18 protein-coding genes, 1 pseudogene and 1 riboswitch are annotated in these 18,470 nt (G+C 71.0%); of the genes and pseudogenes, 11 read left to right on the top strand and 8 right to left on the bottom strand.

Annotated features, from left to right (window positions below):
* The 3 genes and pseudogenes from ACFC1X_RS23605 to ACFC1X_RS23595 form a co-directional block, all read left to right on the top strand.
* Positions 1–363, top strand: a pseudogene (locus ACFC1X_RS23605) (cytochrome ubiquinol oxidase subunit I); the annotation flags it as partial.
* Positions 360–758, top strand: coding sequence for a cytochrome c oxidase subunit 4 (locus ACFC1X_RS23600; RefSeq protein ID WP_064727489.1), 399 nt, complete (start codon positions 360–362; stop codon positions 756–758). The pseudogene ACFC1X_RS23605 and the gene ACFC1X_RS23600, both read left to right, overlap by 4 nt.
* Positions 759–886: 128 nt before the next feature.
* Positions 887–2,164 (top strand): Ig-like domain-containing protein, encoded by a 1,278-nt coding sequence (locus tag ACFC1X_RS23595; protein WP_376356622.1) that lies wholly within the window; start codon positions 887–889, stop codon positions 2,162–2,164.
* Between the two features lie 107 nt (positions 2,165–2,271).
* Here the strand turns inward: ACFC1X_RS23595 and ACFC1X_RS23590 are convergent, their stop codons facing one another.
* The gene (locus tag ACFC1X_RS23590) at positions 2,272–2,673 is read right to left on the bottom strand and encodes a hypothetical protein (protein WP_376356620.1); all 402 of its coding nucleotides are present in this window, start codon (positions 2,671–2,673) and stop codon (positions 2,272–2,274) included.
* A gap of 207 nt (positions 2,674–2,880) precedes the next feature.
* Here ACFC1X_RS23590 and ACFC1X_RS23585 point away from each other — a divergent pair, with 207 nt between their 5' ends.
* From ACFC1X_RS23585 to ACFC1X_RS23560, 6 genes are all read left to right on the top strand, one after another.
* The gene (locus ACFC1X_RS23585; RefSeq protein ID WP_064727486.1) at positions 2,881–3,501 is read left to right on the top strand and encodes a heme-copper oxidase subunit III; all 621 of its coding nucleotides are present in this window, start codon (positions 2,881–2,883) and stop codon (positions 3,499–3,501) included.
* Between the two features lie 65 nt (positions 3,502–3,566).
* On the top strand, positions 3,567–4,376 hold the full coding sequence (locus tag ACFC1X_RS23580; RefSeq protein ID WP_376356618.1) for a c-type cytochrome: 810 nt from the start codon (positions 3,567–3,569) through the stop codon (positions 4,374–4,376).
* The gene (locus ACFC1X_RS23575) at positions 4,373–5,437 is read left to right on the top strand and encodes a Rieske 2Fe-2S domain-containing protein (protein ID WP_376356616.1); all 1,065 of its coding nucleotides are present in this window, start codon (positions 4,373–4,375) and stop codon (positions 5,435–5,437) included. Before ACFC1X_RS23580 ends, ACFC1X_RS23575 begins: the two co-directional genes overlap by 4 nt.
* On the top strand, positions 5,434–7,071 hold the full coding sequence (locus tag ACFC1X_RS23570) for a cytochrome bc complex cytochrome b subunit (protein ID WP_376356614.1): 1,638 nt from the start codon (positions 5,434–5,436) through the stop codon (positions 7,069–7,071). The genes ACFC1X_RS23575 and ACFC1X_RS23570 overlap by 4 nt, the downstream gene beginning before the upstream one ends.
* Positions 7,072–7,201: 130 nt before the next feature.
* Positions 7,202–8,266, top strand: a complete 1,065-nt coding sequence (gene trpD, locus ACFC1X_RS23565) for an anthranilate phosphoribosyltransferase (protein ID WP_376356612.1) — start codon at positions 7,202–7,204, stop codon at positions 8,264–8,266.
* Between the two features lie 78 nt (positions 8,267–8,344).
* Positions 8,345–8,461: riboswitch (SAM riboswitch) on the top strand.
* 161 nt (positions 8,462–8,622) lie between these two features.
* On the top strand, positions 8,623–9,996 hold the full coding sequence (locus tag ACFC1X_RS23560) for an aminotransferase class V-fold PLP-dependent enzyme (RefSeq protein WP_376356610.1): 1,374 nt from the start codon (positions 8,623–8,625) through the stop codon (positions 9,994–9,996).
* On the opposite strand, the gene ACFC1X_RS23555 is transcribed toward ACFC1X_RS23560, so the two are convergent.
* The 7 genes from ACFC1X_RS23555 to ACFC1X_RS23525 form a co-directional block, all read right to left on the bottom strand.
* Positions 9,930–11,162 (bottom strand): glycerate kinase, encoded by a 1,233-nt coding sequence (locus tag ACFC1X_RS23555; RefSeq protein WP_376356609.1) that lies wholly within the window; start codon positions 11,160–11,162, stop codon positions 9,930–9,932. The two genes, ACFC1X_RS23560 and ACFC1X_RS23555, sit on opposite strands and share 67 nt — an antisense overlap.
* Before the next feature lie 83 nt (positions 11,163–11,245).
* Complete coding sequence (locus ACFC1X_RS23550) at positions 11,246–12,661, bottom strand: SLC13 family permease (protein WP_376356607.1); 1,416 nt, start codon at positions 12,659–12,661, stop codon at positions 11,246–11,248.
* Positions 12,662–12,718: 57 nt separating this feature from the next.
* The gene (locus tag ACFC1X_RS23545; protein ID WP_376356605.1) at positions 12,719–13,384 is read right to left on the bottom strand and encodes a response regulator transcription factor; all 666 of its coding nucleotides are present in this window, start codon (positions 13,382–13,384) and stop codon (positions 12,719–12,721) included.
* Between the two features lie 19 nt (positions 13,385–13,403).
* Positions 13,404–14,876 (bottom strand): ATP-binding protein, encoded by a 1,473-nt coding sequence (locus ACFC1X_RS23540; RefSeq protein WP_376356603.1) that lies wholly within the window; start codon positions 14,874–14,876, stop codon positions 13,404–13,406.
* On the bottom strand, positions 14,815–15,111 hold the full coding sequence (locus ACFC1X_RS23535) for a small secreted hydrophilic protein (RefSeq protein WP_376356601.1): 297 nt from the start codon (positions 15,109–15,111) through the stop codon (positions 14,815–14,817). The genes ACFC1X_RS23540 and ACFC1X_RS23535 overlap by 62 nt, the downstream gene beginning before the upstream one ends.
* A 177-nt stretch (positions 15,112–15,288) precedes the next feature.
* A complete protein-coding gene (locus tag ACFC1X_RS23530) occupies positions 15,289–15,570 on the bottom strand; it encodes an Lrp/AsnC family transcriptional regulator (protein WP_122614980.1) in 282 nt (93 codons plus the stop codon).
* Positions 15,571–15,681: 111 nt separating this feature from the next.
* Positions 15,682–16,515 carry a rhomboid family intramembrane serine protease gene (locus ACFC1X_RS23525; protein ID WP_376356598.1) on the bottom strand — a complete coding sequence of 278 codons (834 nt, stop codon included), beginning with the start codon at positions 16,513–16,515 and terminating at the stop codon, positions 15,682–15,684.
* Between the two features lie 157 nt (positions 16,516–16,672).
* Between ACFC1X_RS23525 and ACFC1X_RS23520 the strand changes: the two genes are divergently transcribed.
* Both ACFC1X_RS23520 and ACFC1X_RS23515 read left to right on the top strand, forming a co-directional pair.
* Positions 16,673–16,912 (top strand): hypothetical protein, encoded by a 240-nt coding sequence (locus tag ACFC1X_RS23520; protein WP_064727475.1) that lies wholly within the window; start codon positions 16,673–16,675, stop codon positions 16,910–16,912.
* 63 nt (positions 16,913–16,975) lie between these two features.
* Positions 16,976–18,319, top strand: a complete 1,344-nt coding sequence (locus ACFC1X_RS23515; RefSeq protein WP_376356596.1) for an NYN domain-containing protein — start codon at positions 16,976–16,978, stop codon at positions 18,317–18,319.
* The last annotated feature ends 151 nt before the right edge of the window (positions 18,320–18,470 follow it).

Below are 18,470 nucleotides of genomic sequence, written 5' to 3'. Positions count from 1 at the left end.
GAGGGCATGCCGCGCCGGTACGCCGACTACCTGGCGGCCGACGGGTTCACCGCCCTGAACACGATCTCGACGATCAGCTCGTTCCTGCTCGGCGCGTCGATCCTGCCGTTCTTCTACAACATCTGGAAGACGGCCAAGTACGGCAAGCCGGTCGAGGTGGACGACCCGTGGGGCTACGGCCGTTCGCTGGAGTGGGCGACCTCCTGCCCGCCGCCGCGGCACAACTTCCTCACGCTGCCGCGCATCCGCAGTGAATCCCCGGCCTTCGACCTGCACCACCCCGAGATCTCCGCGATCGACCAGCTGGAGAACGTCGGTCACGGTGAGAAGGCCCTCGCCGGCGGCAAGGAGGCCGGGAAGTGAAGATCCAGGGCAAGATGTTCATCTGGTTGAGCGTCTTCATCCTCGTCGTGGCGGTCGTCTACGGCTACTGGTCCAAGGAGCCCGCCGGCACCACGGCGCTCTTCCTGGCCTTCGGCCTGTCCATCATGATCGGCTTCTACCTGGCCTTCACGGCCAAGCGGGTCGACGTCGGTGCGCAGGACAACAAGGAGGCGGACGTCGCGGACGACGCCGGCGAGGTCGGGTTCTTCAGCCCGCACAGCTGGCAGCCGCTGGCGCTCGGTCTCGGCGGGGCGCTCGCCTTCCTGGGTGTGGCCGTCGGCTGGTGGATCATGTACTTCTCGGCACCGGTGATCCTGGTCGGCCTGTTCGGCTGGGTCTTCGAGTACTACCGCGGTGAGAACCGCACCCAGTAGCACACGCCGAGCGCAGAGGGGCCCGGACACTCCGTCAGGAGTGTCCGGGCCCCTCGTCTGCCGTAGGCCTTTCACTCGTCCGGATTACCCACCGTGCCGTCCTTGACGTGGCTCCCTAGCGTGAGGTCATGAGCGACACGGTTCACTTCCAGGCGCGGGGGCGTACGGTCGTCGGCTGCACCCTGCTGGTGATGGCCCTCGGCGCGGGTGTCACCGCCTGCACCGGCGACGACGACAACCCGCTGTCCGCCTCGCCGTACGACGCGGCCGGTCAGATCTCCTTCAACGGCCCCAAGGACGCCGGGAAGAAGGCCGACCCGGACAAACCCCTGGAGGTCGTCGCCGAGGGCGCCGACGGGCGCATCACGGACGTCACGGCCATGGACGCGTCCGGCCGCTACGTCGCCGGCGAACTGTCCGCCGACGGCGCCCGCTGGCACAGCACCTCACCCCTGGCCGCCAACGCCAGCTACACGGTGCGGGTCAGCACCGAGGACGGCGACGGGGCGCCCGGCCGCAAGGTGCTCACCTTCGAGACGGGCAAGCCCGGCGCCAAGAAGACCCTGGACATCACCTTCGGGCCCAAGGCGGGCGCGTACGGGGTCGGCCAGCCCGTCACCGCGGAGCTGAGCCAGCCGGTCCGGGACAAGGCGCAGCGGGCCATAGTGGAGCGTGCGCTGAAGGTGGACTCCACGCCCGCGGTGGAGGGCGCCTGGCACTGGGTGGACGACAAGAAGCTCCATTACCGCCCGAAGGAGTTCTGGCCCGCGCACGCGACCATTCAGGTCCGCAGCACCCTCGACGGCATCAAGGTCGGCGACCGGATGTGGGGCGGCGCCGCCAAGCCCCTGAAGATCACCACGGACGACCGGGTGGTGGCCCTCACCGACGCCGCCGCACACACGCTGACGGTCTTCCAGGACGGCAAGGAGATCAAGAAGATCCCGGTCACCACCGGCAAGCCCGGCTTCGACACCCGCAACGGCGTCAAGGTCGTCCTCGGCAAGGAACCCTTCGTACGCATGCGCAGCACCACCGTGGGCATCGCCGAGGGCTCCGCGGAGTCGTACGACCTGCCGGTCCACTTCGCCACCCGCGTCACCTGGAGCGGCGAGTACGTGCACGCCGCCCCCTGGTCCGTCGGCTCCCAGGGCTCGGCCAACGTCAGTCACGGCTGCGTCGGCATGAGCACCGCCAACGCGGAGTGGTTCTTCAAGACCGTCCAGGAGGGCGACCTCGTGGAGGTGGTCAACTCCGGCGGCGAGATGATGGAGCCCTTCGGCAACGGCTTCGGCGACTGGAACCTGGACTGGAACAAATGGCGCACAGGCAGCGCCCTAACGGGCGGCACCGGCAACGCTTCCGGCACCGCGGAGCAGGCCCGGCTGCGACCTGAGAGCGTGTGAAGACGCCCCTCAGGGCAGCGCCGCCAGGGGCGCGGGGAACTGCGCGACAAGCCACAACGGCGCCGCACCCGCCACACAACCCCGCACCCCACCCCCCCCGAGGCGCCCTACACGCCCTGCAGCCTCTTCTCACGCAGCAGCGCGGCCAGCGCACCCGCGAACTCCACCGGCTCCACCGGCAGCGTCACAGCCGCCTCCGCCCGACTCCACGTGGCCAGCCACGCATCCTGCGGCCGCGCGATCAGCAGCAGCACCGGCGGGCACATGAAGACCTCGTCCTTGATCTGGCGGCAGACCCCCATGCCGCCCATGGGAAGGGCCTCCCCGTCCAGCACGCAGACGTCGATCCCGCCCTTGTCCAGCTCCTTGATCACGGCGGCCGGAGTGGCGCACTCCACGAACTCGACCACGGGGACGTCCGGAGCCGGCCGGCGGCCGGTCGCGAGCCGCACCTGTTCGCGGGTGTTGGAGTCGTCGCTGTAGACCAGCACCGTGGCGGTCGCCTGCATGCTTCCTCCGATACGCGGTGAAGACCGGTAAGGCTGTCGTGGCTGTCGTAGCCCGTTGGGCCGGATGCTACTCCCTTGAACACCTCGTCAACACCGGTTGGGACACGGCTTCGACGGGCCGTTCGATGGGCCATACGGGCAGTACAGACGGGGCGGACACTCCGAACGGCACCCCCCGGGGTGAGGGCGGGATAAGCGACCGACATAATGTCGGTCGTGGCGACAGCAACGACAGTAGAAACCGGGCACGCGCACCCGTCGGTCAACCGGCCGAACCTCACCAGCGTCGGAACCATCATCTGGTTGAGTTCCGAGCTGATGTTCTTCGCGGCCCTCTTCGCGATGTACTTCACCCTGCGATCGGTGACCGGCCCGGACTTCTGGTCCGAGAAGGCCGACGCGCTGAACTTCCCGTTCTCCGCGACGAACACCACGATCCTGGTGCTCTCCTCCCTCACCTGCCAGCTCGGCGTGTTCGCGGCCGAGCGCGGTGACGTGAAGAAGCTCCGGATGTGGTTCATCGTCACCTTCGTGATGGGTGCGATCTTCATCGGCGGTCAGGTGTTCGAGTACACCGAGCTGGTCAAGCACGAGGGCCTCTCGCTCTCGTCCGACCCGTACGGCTCGGCGTTCTACCTGACCACCGGCTTCCACGGACTGCACGTGACGGGCGGCCTCATCGCCTTCCTGCTGGTCCTCGGCCGCACCTACGCGGCCCGGAGGTTCACCCACGAGCAGGCGACCGCGGCCATCGTCGTGTCCTATTACTGGCACTTCGTCGATGTCGTCTGGATCGGCCTCTTCGCCACGATCTACATGATCAAGTAGTCGCGGCACGCACCCGCGCAATACCAGAAGCATCGACGCAGAAGATCCTGACACCGGGGTAATCCGTGAAAAAGCTCTCCGCACGACGACGCCATCCGCTGGCGGCGCTCGTCGTCCTACTCCTCGCGCTGGCATGCACAGGGGGGCTGTACGCCGCGTTCGCACCCGCGAGCAAGGCGCAGGCCGATGAAACCGCCCAGTCCCTCGCCATCGACGAGGGCAAGAAGCTCTACGCCGTCGGCTGTGCCAGTTGCCACGGCACCGGAGGTCAGGGCACCACCGACGGCCCGAGCCTGGTGGGCGTGGGCGCCGCCGCCGTCGACTTCCAGGTCGGCACCGGCCGTATGCCGGCCCAGCAGCCCGGCGCGCAGGTCCCGAAGAAGAAGGTCATCTACTCCCAGGCGGAGATCGACCAGCTCGCGGCCTACATCGCCTCGCTGGGTGCCGGTCCCGCCGTCCCCTCGGAGGAGAAGTACGGCCCGGAGGGCGCGGACATCGCCAAGGGTGGCGAGCTGTTCCGCACCAACTGCGCGCAGTGCCACAACTTCACCGGCAAGGGCGGCGCCCTGACGCACGGCAAGTACGCGCCGACCCTCGAGGGTGTCGACCCCAAGCACATCTACGAGGCCATGCAGACCGGCCCGCAGAACATGCCCTCCTTCCCCGACACCACGCTGTCGGAGCAGAACAAGAAGGACATCATCGCCTACCTGGACGCGGTCAACGGTGACGACACCGTCGAGCCCGGTGGCCTCAGCCTCGGCGGACTGGGTCCGGTCAGCGAGGGTCTGTTCGCGTGGGTCTTCGGACTGGGCACGCTGATCGCCGTCGCCGTCTGGGTCGCAGCTCGGACCGCAAAGGCCAGGAAGTCATGAGTAGCCAAGACACTCCAGAAGAGAACCTGCCCGCTGAGCAGGTCGAGCCGCACGAGCACAGCTCGCTGCGACCCGCGGACGAGAAGAACCCGTTCGCCGACCCCGGTCTTCCGCCCCACGAGCACCGGGTCCAGGACACCGACGAGCGGGCCGCCAAGCGGTCCGAGCGCACGGTCGCCCTGCTGTTCACGGTGTCGATGCTGGCCACCATCGGCTTTATCGCCTCGTTCGTGGCGATCCCGGTCGACAAGTCGGTCTACATCTTCCCGATCGGTCACATCAGCGCGCTGAACTTCGCGCTCGGCATGACGCTCGGCGTCGCGCTGTTCACGATCGGCGCGGGCGCGGTCCACTGGGCCCGCACCCTGATGTCCGACGAGGAGGTCGCCGACGAGCGGCACCCGATCGAGGCCGACAGCGAGACCCGTGCCAAGGTCCACGCGGACTTCAAGCAGGGCGCCAAGGAGTCCGTGATCGGGCGCCGCAAGCTGATCCGCAACACGATGTTCGGCGCGCTCACCCTGGTGCCGCTCTCCGGCGTCGTCCTGCTGCGCGACCTCGGCCCGCTGCCCGGCACCAGCCTCCGCCACACCCTGTGGTCCAAGGGCAAGCTGCTGGTCAACATGAACACCCACGAGCCGCTGCGTCCCTCCGACGTCGCGGTCGGGTCGCTCACCTTCGCCATGCCAGAGGGCCTGGAAGAGCACGACCACGACTTCCAGACCGAGATCGCCAAGGCGGCCCTGATGATCATCCGGCTGGAGCCGGACGCCATCAAGGACAAGCGCGAGCTCGAGTGGTCGCACGAGGGCATCGTGGCGTACTCGAAGATCTGCACCCACGTCGGTTGCCCGATCTCCCTGTACGAGCAGCAGACGCACCACGCGCTGTGCCCCTGCCACCAGTCCACCTTCGACCTTGCCGACGGCGCCCGGGTGATCTTCGGTCCCGCCGGTCACGCCCTGCCGCAGCTGCGCATCGGCGTGAACGACGAGGGTTACCTCGAAGCGCTCGGCGACTTCGCAGAGCCCGTCGGTCCTAGCTTCTGGGAGCGCGGATGAGTACTTCAGAGAGCAACGAGTCCCGCTCCCGCGGGAAGGCCCCGGCCGGCGAACGGGTCGCCGACTGGGCCGACGGCCGGCTCGGGATCTACTCCCTGGCCAAGGCCAACATGCGCAAGATCTTCCCCGACCACTGGTCGTTCATGCTGGGCGAGGTCTGCCTCTACAGCTTCATCATCATCATCCTCACGGGTGTGTACCTGACGCTGTTCTTCCACCCCTCGATGAACGAGGTGGAGTACCACGGCTCGTACGTCCCGCTGCAGGGACAGCTGATGAGCGAGGCGTTCAAGTCCACCCTGGACATCTCGTTCGACGTCCGCGGTGGTCTGCTGATCCGGCAGATCCACCACTGGGCGGCGCTGATCTTCCTCGCCGGCATGTTCGTGCACATGATGCGCGTCTTCTTCACCGGCGCGTTCCGCAAGCCGCGTGAGATCAACTGGCTGTTCGGCTTCCTGCTGTTCGTCCTCGGCATGTTCACCGGCTTCACCGGTTACTCGCTCCCGGACGACCTGCTCTCCGGCACCGGTGTCCGCTTCATGGAGGGCGCGATCCTGTCCGTGCCGATCGTCGGCACGTACCTCTCGTTCTTCCTGTTCGGCGGCGAGTTCCCGGGCGACGACTTCGTGGCCCGCTTCTACTCGATCCACATCCTGCTGCTGCCGGGCATCATGCTCGGCCTGGTGGTCGGCCACCTGATCCTGGTCTTCTACCACAAGCACACGCAGTTCGCGGGTCCGGGCAAGACCAACAAGAACGTCGTCGGCATGCCGCTGCTGCCGGTGTACATGGCGAAGGCCGGAGGCTTCTTCTTCCTGGTCTTCGGTGTGATCGCCGCCGTCTCGGCCATCGCCACGATCAACCCGATCTGGGCCATCGGTCCCTACCGGCCGGACCAGGTCTCCACCGGCGCCCAGCCCGACTGGTACATGGGCTTCTCCGAGGGCCTGATCCGTGTGATGCCCGGCTGGGAGGTCAACTTCTGGGGCCACACACTCGCCCTGGGCGTGTTCATCCCGCTGATGATCTTCCCGCTGGTCCTCGTGGCGATCGCGGTCTACCCGTTCATCGAGTCCTGGGTCACCGGCGACAAGCGCGAGCACCACATCCTGGACCGCCCGCGCAACGCCCCGACCCGGACGGCCTTCGGTGTCGCCTGGATCACCTGGTACATGATTCTGCTGATCGGTGGCGGCAACGACCTGTGGGCCACCCACTTCCACCTGTCGATCAACGCGATCACCTGGTTCGTCCGCATCGCGTTCTTCGTCGGACCGGTCCTCGCGTTCATCGCCACCAAGCGGATCTGCCTCGGCCTCCAGCGCCGGGACAAGGAGAAGGTGCTGCACGGCCGCGAGTCGGGCATCATCAAGCGCCTGCCGCACGGTGAGTTCATCGAGGTGCACGAGCCGCTCAGCCAGGAGCAGCTGCACACCCTCACCGCGCACGACCAGTACAAGCCCGCCGAGATCGGCCCGACGGTCGACGAGAACGGTGTCGAGCGCAAGGTGTCCCGCGGCGAGAAGCTCCGCGCCAAGCTGAGCGAGTCGTACTACGGCGAGGAGTCGCAGATTCCGAAGCCGACCGTCGAGGAGTACAAGGAGATCACGAGCGGCCACGGCCACCACTGACCCTCCTGCGTCGCCACACCACGGTCGAAGGGCCCCGTCCGTTCCGCGGACGGGGCCCTTCGCCGTGCCCGGGGCTGGATAGGGTGGGACCACACTCCTTCTCCACGACCTACGACCATCAGGAGCGACCATGAGCGCTGTGACCCCCGCTGGAGGCGACATCGCGGGCGGCCGCTCCTGGCCCGCCCTGCTGAACCGGCTGCTGGACGGCCACGACCTGTCCCAGGACGACACCGCGTGGGCGCTGGACGTGATCATGCGCGGCGAGGCGACCGACGCGCAGATCGCCGGCCTGGCGGTGGGCCTGAGGTTCAAGGGCGAGACCGTCGAGGAGATCTCCGGCCTGGTCCGCACCATGTACGCGCACGCCAACGTCATCGAGGTGCCGGGCGAGACGGTCGACATCGTCGGCACCGGCGGCGACGGCGCCAAGACGGTCAACATCTCCACCATGTCGGCGATCGTCGTGGCCGGCACGGGCGCGAAGGTCGTCAAGCACGGCAACCGGGCCGCCTCCTCGGCCTCCGGGGCCTCCGACGTCCTGGAGAAGCTCGGCGTCAATCTGGAGCTGACGCCGCAGCGGGTGGCGGAGGTCGCCGAGGAGGCCGGCATCACCTTCTGCTTCGCCGTGAAGTTCCACCCGGCGCTGCGCCACGTGGCCTCGGCGCGCGGCCAGCTCGGCATCCGCACGGTGTTCAACTTCCTGGGCCCGCTGACCAACCCCGCGAAGGTCAAGGCCCAGGCGATCGGCGTCGCCCACGCCCGGATGGCGCCGATCATCGCCGGTGTCTTCGCGGAGCGCGGCCACTCGTCCCTGGTCTTCCGGGGCGACGACGGCCTCGACGAGTTGACCACGACCGCCACGTCCCGGGTCTGGGTCGTGCGCGACGGCCGGGTGACCGAGGAGACCTTCGACCCGCGGGACGTCGGCCTCGAACTGGTGCCGGTCGAGGCCCTGCGCGGCGCCGACGCCTCCTACAACGCCGACGTCGCCCGGCGTCTGCTGAACGGCGAGACGGGCCCCGTGCGGGACGCCGTGCTGCTGAACTCGGCGGCCGCCCTGGTCGCCCTGGAGGGCGGCGAGGGACCCCTGCCGGAGCGCATCCGGGCCGGCATGGACCGGGCGGCCGAGGCGATCGACTCGGGCGCCGCCAAGCGCGCCCTGGACCGCTGGGTGGCCGCCAGCAACGCGTAGGCCCCGCCGTGTGACGTGCGTCCCGCGATCCGGACTCGGGTTGCGGGACGCCGATCACTTCCCATAGGTTTTTCAGCAGGTCATGAGTGACAGTCATGAGGCCCCGGCCGACTGTCCGGCAACCCTCCGTCCGTGGCGGGGTGCCCCGGGTGAAGACCAGGTCGTGGACAGCAAGGTTCACGGCAAGCGCGGACCCCTCGCACGCTTTCCGAAGTGTGGGGCCAGGGGTCCTGGTCGTCCGAGGGAGTCTCCCGTGAACCAGCGAATGCGATAGGGCCGCAGAGCCCCGCCTCCGCACACCCTCTTCTTCTCTTTCACAGCGCCCTACTGCGCGCTGGTCCTCACGGGAGTCCGCCATGTCCGTACCCACCGCTGTCGCCACCCCGCTGCCCGTCCTGGGCCGCGACGTCACCGTCCCGCTCGTCACCGGCGGGGAGGTCACCTACGCCGCGCTCGACTACGCCGCCAGCGCCCCCGCGCTCCAGCGGGTCTGGGACGACGTGGCCGCCTACGCCCCGTACTACGGCAGCGTGCACCGCGGCGCCGGGTACCTGTCGCAGCTGTCGACCGACCTGTTCGAGAACGCCCGCGACACCGTCGCCGAGTTCCTCGGCTGCCGGGAGGACGACCAGGTCGTGTTCACCCGGTCCACCACCGACTCCCTCAACCTGCTGGCCGGCGCGCTGCCCGCCGGCTGCCGGGTCTTCGTCTTCGAGACCGAGCACCACGCCTCGCTGCTGCCCTGGCGCGACGCGGACGTGACCTACCTCGACGCCCCCCGCACCCCCGACGAGGCCGTCGAGACCCTGGAGCGCGCCCTCGCCGCCCGCGAGCCGTACGGGCCCGCCCTGGTCTGCGTCACCGGCGCCTCCAACGTCACCGGTGAGCTGTGGCCGGTGCGTGAACTGGCCGCCGCCGCACACGCGCACGGCGCCCGGATCGTGCTGGACGCCGCCCAGCTCGCCCCGCACCACCCGGTGAGCGTGCGCGACCTCGACGTCGACTGGGTCGCCTTCTCCGGGCACAAGCTGTACGCCCCGTTCGGCTCCGGCGTGCTGGCCGGCCGTGCCGACTGGCTGCGCGAGGCCGAGCCCTACCTCGCCGGCGGCGGCGCCAGCCGCAGTGTCACCCGGCGCGCCGACGGGGGCGTGGACGTGCGGTGGCACGACAGCGCCGCCCGGCACGAGGCCGGGTCGCCCAACGTCATCGGCGTCTACTCGATCGCCTCCGCCTGCAAGGCCCTCACCGAGGCCGGGTTCGACTCGCTGGTCGCCCGCGAGGAGCACCTGATCGCCAAGGTGCGGGAGGGCCTCGCCGAGGTGCCCGAGGTGCGGGTCCTCTCCCTCTTCGGCGACGACGCGCCCCGCGTGGGCGTGCTCTCCTTCGTCGTCGACGGCTGGAACAGCTCCCACTTCGCCGCCGCGCTCTCCGCCGAGTACGGCATCGGGGTGCGCGACGGCCTGTTCTGCGCCCACCCGCTGGTGCGCACCCTGCTCGGCGGCGAGCCCGGCGCGCAGGGCGAGTGCGGCGCCCCGGAGGCGGCGCCGGGGGAGAAGTCCCTCAACGCCATCCGCGTGAGCTTCGGCGCCGGCACCCCGGACGAGCACGTCGAGCGGTTCGTGCACGCCGTCAAGGAGCTGGTCAGCGACGGCGCCCGGTGGAGCTACCGCACCGAGGACGGCCGCTGCGTGCCCGACACCTCCGCCGCCCTGGGCAGTTCCGCCGCCTGAGCCGGCCGGCCCGGCAGCCGCGACCCCAGGAGCACCATCCGCAACGCCCGCTCCGTGGCGTCCGTCAGCAGCTCCGCGGCCCGCAGCAGCGCGTCCGCCAGGGCCATCGGCGCCGGCATGATCCCGTGGCAGGCGTCCACCCCCGGCACGTCGTGCGCGCCCTCGCCGAGCGTGCCGGCCAGGGCGAGGACCGGACGGCCGTAGAGCTTGGCGCGCCGGGCCACCTCCGCCGGGACCTTGCCGCGCGACGTCTGGTGGTCCAGGGCGCCCTCGGCGGTGAGCACCAGGTCGGCACGGGCGAGGCGGGCCTCCAGGTCGAGGTGGTCGAGCAGCACGTCGAAGCGGGGCAGCAGCCGGGCGCCGACCGCGGCCAGCCCGGCGCCGAGCCCGCCCGAGGCGCCGGTGCCCGGGCCGCCCCGCAGGTCCGTGCCGCTGACCCCGAGGTCGCGGGTGAGGACGCGCGCCCAGTTCTCCAGACCGGCCGACAACTGCTCCACCTGTGCGGGCGTCGCCCCCTTCTGCGGGCCGAACACCCGGGCCACGCCCCCTTCGCCGCACAGCACGTTGTACGGGTTGCAGGCGACGAGCAGCTCGGTGTCCTTCAGCCGGGTCTCCAGGCCGGACGGGTCGACGCGGGCGAGGCGGACCAGCTCGCCTCCGCCGGGCGGCAGTTCGAACCCGTCCGCGTCCAGCAACCGCGCCCCGAGCGCCTGGAGCGCCCCCGCGCCCCCGTCCGACGTACCGGAGTCGCCGCAGCCGACCAGGATCCGCCGCACCCCGGTGTCGAGCGCGGCGCCGATCAGCTCGCCGACGCCGTACGTGGTCGTCGCGCCGGGGTCGCGCAGGGCGCGGGGGACCAGGGACAGCCCCGCGACTGCGGCCATCTCCACCACCGCCGTGTCCCGGCCGCCGAGCAGCGCGAAGTGGGTGCCGACGGGTTCGCCGACCGGGCCGGTGGCGGCCAGCGCGACCAGCCGCCCGCCGGTCGCGGCGGCCAGCGCCACGGCCGTGCCCTCACCGCCGTCGACCAGCGGGATCCGGTCGATCTCGGCGGCCGGCAGCACCCGGCGGACACCGGCCGCGATGGCGTCGGCGGCGGCCTGCGCGGACAGGGACTCCTTGAAGCCGCTAGGGGCGACGACAACACGGCTCAGCTTGGAGGACACAGAGGACGCAGAGGACGCAGAGGACGCAGAGGGCGCAGGGGGCGCAGAGGACACGGACGGCATGGCGGACATGGCGGACTCCTTCATCGGGTGACGGGCACGCCGAGCAGCGGCCAGACGGCGGCGGCGAAGAACAGCACGAGGAGGGCGGTCAGCGGGGCCAGGACGGCGGACAGCCGCAGCAGGTCGCGCGGGGTGTAGGTGGGGGTGCCGGGGATGTCGGAGAAGAGCGTGACCGGCTTGGCGGAGGCCGGCAGCGTGTGACAGAAACCGGCCGCGGCGGTCGACGCGAGCGCCGCGGCGACCGGATTGACCCCCGCGCCGACGGCCGCGGCGATCACCAGCGGGACCAGTACGGACGAGCGGGCCGAGCGGGACTGGAGGACCAGGTGGGCCGCCGTGCTCACCGCGACCACGACCCCGAGGAAGACGGCCGGCGCCACGTGTGCGGGCAGCCCCGACACCAGCCACTTCGCCGCCCCGGAGTCCGCGAGCGCCACGCCCATCGCCATGGTCGCCGCCATGAACAGCAGCAGCGACCAGGGCACCGTCTTCAGCGCGTCCTTGAGCCGTACGGTGCCCAGCGCGGGTGAGGAGGCGACGACCGCCCCGATCAGCGCCACCACCGCGGGCGACACGTGGTGCAGGGGCTCGCTGCACCACAGCGCCACCACCGTGGCCAGCAGCAGGGCACAGCGCTTCTCCGCCTGCGTCCACGGGCCGGTGACCGGGCTCTCGCTGTGCCGCTGTATCTCCTCGGCGGTGATGTGGACCGGGCCCTCGCGGTCCGCGCGGCGCGTGGTGGTCAGCAGGACGGTCTCGGCGGCCAGATGGGAGGAGGCCACCGCCAGCGGCAGCCCCAGCAGCAGCCATTGTGTGAACCCGATCCGGTCCCCGGTCGCCTCCCACAGCACCGACACGGTGATCAGATGCGCGCCCGCGCCGATCAGGGTGGCGACCGCCGACAGCAGGATCACTGTCGGGAACAGCAGCGCCAGCATGACCACCAGCCGCTTCCGGTCCGCGAGGGCCTTGGCGAGCGCGAGGAACACCGGCAGCGCGAGCGCCGCCCGGCCCGAGGTGGCCGGCACCGCGAACGCGGTCACGACCAGCGCGGCCGTCGTCAGGTGCACCAACTGCCGCACGGTGCGCGCCCCGCCGACCAGGAACGCCGCGGCCCGCCCGGCGAGCCCGGTCCGCGCCACCGCCGCCGCCAGCACGAAGGCGCAGATCAGCAGCCACACCGTGGCGTCCCCGAGGGTGCCGAAGAGGGTGTCGCTGCTGATCACTCCGGTCGCGGTCAGCGCGAGCCCGGCGCCGAGCGCGATGTACGTGTCGTCGATCGGCGTGCCGATCCAGGCACAGGTCGCCAGCGCGAACACGGCCAGGGTGAGCCGCGCGTCGCCGCCCAGGGCGGGGAAGTTGGCGGGGACCGCCAGCAGCGCGCACAGGGACAGCGCCACGCACAGGGCCGCCGCGAGGCGGAGGTTCAACGTCACGTCATCGAGGGTTCACGGGTGCGGTGAGCCCTCAATGAGCGTCACATGAAGGAAACTTCACCAGGCCGGCAGCCGGTACCCCATCCCGCGCACGGTCTCCACCTGCTGCGCCCCGAGCTTCTTGCGCAGCGCCCGCACGTAGACGTCCACGATGTTGGAGCCCGGGTCGAAGTCGTAGCCCCACACGTGCGACAGGATCTGCTCGCGGGAGAGTACCTGCCCCGGATGGCGCAGGAACAGCTCCAGGAGCACGAACTCACGGGCCGTCAGGTCCACCGTCCGCCCCTGGGCGCGGGCCCGGCGGGTGCGCAGGTCCAGGCTGAGCGCCCCCGACTTCAGTACCGTCACCTCCGGCGCGCGGGCCGCCGTACGCAGCCGGAGCCTGACCCGGGCGAGCAGTTCCTCGAAGCGGAACGGTTTGGTCATCCAGTCGTCGGCGCCGCCCTCCAGGCCGGCCACCGTGTCCCGGACCGAGTCCCGGGCGGTCAGCACGATCACCGGGGTCGTCACCCGGGCCTCGCGCAGCTCGCGCAGGACCGTGAAGCCGTCCCGGCCGGGCAGCCCGATGTCCAGTACGACCAGGTCGAAGCCGCCGGTGAGGGCGTACTCGTAGGCGGCCTCGCCGTCGCCGACGGCGGTGGTGGTGAAGCCGTTGGCGCGCAGGCCCTTCTCGACGAAGGAGGCGATGCGCTCCTCGTCCTCGACGATGAGGATGCGGTTCATGGGCGTGCCTCTTCCGGAGTCAGTCCAGTGTCAGTACGAAGGTGGCGCCGCCGCCCTCGGTGGCGCGCAGGTCGACCTGGCCGCCGTGCCCCTCGGCGATCGCCCGGACGATCGACAGCCCGAGCCCGGCGCCCGTGCCGCGCACCCCGCGCCGGGCCGTGCCGCGCCGGAACCGCTCGAAGATCACCTCGGCGTCCTGCGCCTGGACCCCGGGGCCGGAGTCGGCGACGTACAGCTCGACGCGGGCGCCGTCGGCGCGGGAGCCGATGCGGATGGTCTGGCCGGTGGTGGTGTGCTGCACCGCGTTCTGCGCGAGCTGCACCATGGCCTGTGTGATCCGCTGGGGGTCGAGCCGGGCCTCCCGGTCGGCGACCTCGGCCAGCACCCAGTCCCGGTCGCCGAGGGTGCGGGCCTTGACGTAGACGTCGGCGGTGAGTTCGGCGAGCTGCACCGGTTCGGGGGTGACGAAGTCGGGGCGTTCGGCCTTGGCGAGCAGCAGCAGGTCCTCGACGATGCGGCTCATCCGGTCCAGTTCGTCCGTGACGAGCCGGATGGTCTCCTCGCGCTCGGCGGGCTCGTCGCCCATCAGTTCCAGGTGGCCGCGCACGATGGTGATGGGGGTGCGCAGTTCGTGGCCGGCGTCGTCGACGAACCGGCGCTGGGTGGCGAAGGCGCGCTCCAGCCGGTCCAGCATGGCGTTGAAGGTCTCGGCCAGGGCGGCGACGTCGTCGTGGCCGTGCACCGGGATGCGCCGGGTCAGGTCCTGCTCGGTGAGCTGCGCGGCCGTGGTGCGCACGAGCCGCACCGGTTTGAGGATGCGGCCGGCGACCACCCAGGCGATGCCCGTCGTCATCAGCAGGGCGACGCCCGAGATGGCGAGCAGGACGCGGAACACCTCGTCCGCGCGGGCCTGTTCGCGGCCCGGGTGGAAGGCGACCACGAAGGCGGCCGCCGGTTCGCCGCCGTAGCGGGCCACGGTGACCTTGGCCCAGCGGATCTCGCCCTCGGGCCGCTCCAGGGTGCCGGTGGAGTCGGGCGAGGCGTAGATGCGGCGCCGGGCGTCGGCGTCCTCGTGCAGGGGGCGGTCGACCGGGATCTCGCGCTGCTGGATGATCTGGGTGGGCCTGCTGCCCACCTCGCCCACCAGGCCGACCAGTTCCTCGTCCAGGTCGGCGTACTGCCGCTCCAGGAAGACCCGCAGCAGCCGGCCCGGGTCGGTGAAGGGGCGGCCGGTCTCCGGGTCGAACCCCTGCTCCTCGAAGTTGGCGAACTCGCCGGCCTCCTGCGCGAGCAGGCCGTTGATCCGCTGGTCGGTGTCGCGCAGCAGGATCGAGCGGGTGGTCGCCGCCACCGAGGCGAGCGCGACCGCCATCACGAGCAGCAGCCAGAGCAGGATGCGGACCCGGGCCGAGATCCGTCGGCGTTCACGGTCAGCCGTCGGCTCCGTCGTCCCCGGCTCCGTCGTCGGCGTCCCGGCCTCGGTCGTCGTCATCGTCGTCATCCGAAGGGCCGTCCGTCACCGGCGGCCGGGTCACCACCTGGTCGCTGGGCGTGGGCTCGGGCGAGGAGGAGGCCGGCGCCGGGGTGGGGGAGCCGCTCTCCAGCTCCACCTTGGCCGGGACTTTGGGCTCCTGGGGACTGTCGGTGAGGGCGAAACTGGTCGCGGCGATACCGAGTGGAATCAGGACGACGGCGGCGAGTGCCGCCATCCGGCGGGAGAAGACCATACGTCCGATGCTGCGCGCGGTACCTGGTGGTTTCGATGAGGCCTGCATGAAGAACTCCTCATCCGGGGCATCGGCCTTCGGTCGCCTGCGGGTGCGTTGTGGTTGCTCGCGCCCACGCGGCGGAGCCGCAGATCAACACCGCCCCGCGCCCCTTCGGGGCGCGCACCGGCGGAGCGTCTAGCTGTCGAGGCCGATGGCGAACGCCGCCTCCAGGTCGTGCTGCGAGTACGTCCGGAACGCGACGTGGGTGTCGGTGCCCTCCACGCCCGGGATCTTGCTGATCCGGCCCGGGATGACGTCGGCCAGGTCCTCGTGCCGGCTCACCCGCACCATGGCGATCAGGTCGTAGGTGCCGGTGACGGAGAAGACCTCGCTGACGCTCTCCAGCGCGGCGATCTGCTCCGCGATCTCGGGAATCCGGTCCACGCTGGTCTTGATGAGCACGATCGCGCTGATCACGGCTGGTTCTCTCCCTCGGGGGCCGCCACTGGAACGCTCTTCACTCTAGGGCCTGTCCGGCGGACCATGCCGCGGACGCGGGGTCTGGCACGCACATCTGCGGCGTTGTCGTCACTCGCCGACGCTCCGCGTCGACTCCTTCCTCCGCCTTGCAGCTGCACGCACCAGACCCCGCTCACCGGCACCGAACAGGTGCCGTCGCTTTCCCGCGGCCTGGTCCGCCGGACAGGCCCTAGTCGTACGCCCGAACCGCACCCACGCGAAAGTGAAGCCCAGGCCGAAGCCCACCAGGTGGGCGAGGTACGCCACCCCCGGGCCGTCGCCCGCCCGGCCCGCCGCCATCCACTGGAGGGCCGCCCAGAAGGGGAGGACCAGCCAGGCCGGGAAACGCAGCGGCAGGAAGAAGAGGAAGGGCAGGAGGCTGGTCACCCGGGCGCGGGGGAAGAGGAACAGGAACGCGCCGAGGATCGCGGAGATCGCCCCGGACGCGCCGACCAGGGACTGCTGGGAGTGGGCGTTCGCGCCCGCGTAGCCGAGCAGCGCCAGGTAGCCGCAGCCGAGGTAGAACAGGGCGAACTGGAACCGGCCCATGCGCTCCTCGGTCATCGCGCCGAAGACGTACAGGAAGAGCATGTTGCCCAGCAGATGCACCCAGCTGCCGTGGACGAACAGCGCCGTGGCGGGGGTGAGCGCGGAACCGGGGGAGCCCTCGAACAGTTCTGCGGGGATCACGCCCCAGCGCCGGAAGTACGCGCGCTGCGCGGCCAGCAGCTCCTCGCCGGTGCCGTACACCGGATTGAGGCCCGCCGCCGGGCTGACCAGGAACAGCACACAGCAGAGCGTGATCAGCGTGTACGTCACCGGCGCCGCGCGGCCCCGTGGCGTACGGGCCGTGCCGAGCGTTCGAGCCCTCCCGAGGGCCGCCCTGCTCCAGTTACCGATCATGGACACAGAGCATGACGTAACCGACCGCAACGACCCATACCGCCTCGCCGCCGTGGACACGCGGGCGTCGGGTACCCGCCAGGCCGTAGGGTTACGAGCCACACGCACCGGGGCGGCCCGGCGCGTCACCGACACTGGAAGAGAGCGAACAGCCACGATGACGGTTCCCCTGCCGACGGACACGACACGGTGGCGCTGCACCCTGTGCGGCAACCTGACCCGTTTCGACGTGACCCGGGCCTCGAAGGTCGTCGAGTACGTCCACCTCGACCTGGCCGGCGAGCCGAAGGTCGAGGAGCGCGAGGTGCTCAGCGAGACCGTCGAGTCGGTGCGGTGCCGCTGGTGCAACGCCGTGGACCAGGTGGAACTCGTGGACAGGCCGGGTGCCGCCTCCTGAGCGGAGCGGTTCCCGCACGAGGCGGTCCCCGGCCGGGACCGCCCTGAGACATGGGGATGACGGATGGTGGAGACACACGACGGGGGGCCGGGCGACGGCGCCGCTGAGGTGCTCGACCGTCCGCTGCCCGACGGCGTGCGCCGCAGAGTCGTGCAGATCGTGTCCGACGGCTTCGGCGGACTCACCCTCGCCGAGCTGCCCGCGCAGCTGAGGCAGTACGCCAGGTTCGCCCCCAACCGCAGGGCCAAGTTCGCCGGCAACGCCATGGCCGCCGCCGTGGAGAGCGACCCGCTGTTCCGCCAGCGCATCGGCGAGAAGTTCCGCGACGCCCAGCCGGAACTGGCCGGCGCCCTGGACGCCGGCTCCCCGCCGCCCGCCGCCGACCCGCTCGACGTGGCCGCCGCGGCCTACGTGCTGCGCCCGCACGGCTGGGTGAAGCTGGTGACCGCCGCCGGCGAGGAGGCGCAGCGCGCGGACGCCGAGCGCGCCGACGAGGAGAGCCGCGCCGAGCTGGAGCGGCTGCACGAGGAACTGGCCCGGGCCCGGGAGCACACCCGGACGGAGACCGAGCGGCTGCGCGCCGAGCTGGAGTCGGCGAAGAAGGAGACCGAGGCGCTCCACCGCAAGCTGCGCTCGGCCCTCAGCGACGTCAAGCGCGGCGAGGCCGCGCTGCGCAAGGTCCAGGCCGAGATGGACACCGTCCGCACCGAGGGCCAGACCCAGGTGTCCGCCGCCGAGAGCGAGTCCCGGCGGCTCAAGACCCGCCTCGGGGAGGCGGAGGCGGCCCTGGAGGCCACCCGCAAGGCCGCCCGCGAGGGGCGCAGCGTCGAGGACATGCGCGTCCGGCTGCTCCTGGACACCCTGCTGGACGCCACCCAGGGGCTGCGCAGGGAGCTGGCGCTGCCTCCGGTGTCCGTGCGGCCCGCCGAGACCGTGGACGCGGTCGAACCCGGCCGGATGACGCCGAAGGACATCGCCGCGCGCGCCCTGTCCGAGAACGACCCCGCCATCCTCGACCAGTTGCTCGCCCTGCCCCAGGCCCACCTGGTCGTCGACGGCTACAACGTCACCAAGACCGGCTATCCGCAGATGCCGCTGGAGAAGCAGCGGCTCAGGCTGCTCGGCCAGCTCTCCCAGCTCGCCGCCCAGACCGGCGCGGAGATGACCTGTGTCTTCGACGGGGCCGAACTGGCGGCGCCGGTGCTGCTCGCGCCGCCGCGCGGGGTGCGGGTGCTGTTCTCCAAGCCCGGCGTCACCGCCGACGAGCTGATCCGCCAACTCGTGCGCGCCGAGCCGCCGGGACGGCCCGTCATCGTCGTCTCGACCGACCGCGAGGTGGCCGACGGCGTGGCGCGCGCCGGCGCACGCCCGGTGGCGTCCGTGGTGCTCCTCAAGCGGCTTTCCTAGCCGCTCATTCACTTCCGTACCAACCGCAACGTAGGCGCCCTATGCCTGAATTGACGGAACTGTCACGCAACGTAGTGTCAGGCAGGCGTCACTGCAGGTGAGTTGTGACGAAGAACGCGGTGCGTAACCAGGATTTTTCGGCGGAGGATTT

The organism is Streptomyces sp. NPDC056128, from assembly GCF_042263835.1.
Taxonomy (GTDB): domain Bacteria; phylum Actinomycetota; class Actinomycetes; order Streptomycetales; family Streptomycetaceae; genus Streptomyces.
The sequence above is the reverse complement of the archived record's forward strand: the minus strand, read 5'-3'. Positions and strand labels throughout refer to the sequence as shown.

Excerpts from the sequence above, each read along its gene's own strand:
- ACFC1X_RS23595 (WP_376356622.1), top strand. The coding sequence starts at position 887 with ATGAGCGACACGGTTCACTTCCAGGCGCGGGGGCGTACGGTCGTCGGC.
- ACFC1X_RS23590 (WP_376356620.1), bottom strand. The coding sequence starts at position 2,673 with ATGCAGGCGACCGCCACGGTGCTGGTCTACAGCGACGACTCCAACACC.
- ACFC1X_RS23585 (WP_064727486.1), top strand. The coding sequence starts at position 2,881 with ATGTCGGTCGTGGCGACAGCAACGACAGTAGAAACCGGGCACGCGCAC.
- ACFC1X_RS23575 (WP_376356616.1), top strand. The coding sequence starts at position 4,373 with ATGAGTAGCCAAGACACTCCAGAAGAGAACCTGCCCGCTGAGCAGGTC.
- ACFC1X_RS23570 (WP_376356614.1), top strand. The coding sequence starts at position 5,434 with ATGAGTACTTCAGAGAGCAACGAGTCCCGCTCCCGCGGGAAGGCCCCG.
- trpD (WP_376356612.1), top strand. The coding sequence starts at position 7,202 with ATGAGCGCTGTGACCCCCGCTGGAGGCGACATCGCGGGCGGCCGCTCC.
- ACFC1X_RS23560 (WP_376356610.1), top strand. The coding sequence starts at position 8,623 with ATGTCCGTACCCACCGCTGTCGCCACCCCGCTGCCCGTCCTGGGCCGC.
- ACFC1X_RS23545 (WP_376356605.1), bottom strand. The coding sequence starts at position 13,384 with ATGAACCGCATCCTCATCGTCGAGGACGAGGAGCGCATCGCCTCCTTC.
- ACFC1X_RS23540 (WP_376356603.1), bottom strand. The coding sequence starts at position 14,876 with ATGACGACGACCGAGGCCGGGACGCCGACGACGGAGCCGGGGACGACG.
- ACFC1X_RS23535 (WP_376356601.1), bottom strand. The coding sequence starts at position 15,111 with ATGGTCTTCTCCCGCCGGATGGCGGCACTCGCCGCCGTCGTCCTGATT.
- ACFC1X_RS23525 (WP_376356598.1), bottom strand. The coding sequence starts at position 16,515 with ATGATCGGTAACTGGAGCAGGGCGGCCCTCGGGAGGGCTCGAACGCTC.
- ACFC1X_RS23520 (WP_064727475.1), top strand. The coding sequence starts at position 16,673 with ATGACGGTTCCCCTGCCGACGGACACGACACGGTGGCGCTGCACCCTG.
- ACFC1X_RS23515 (WP_376356596.1), top strand. The coding sequence starts at position 16,976 with ATGGTGGAGACACACGACGGGGGGCCGGGCGACGGCGCCGCTGAGGTG.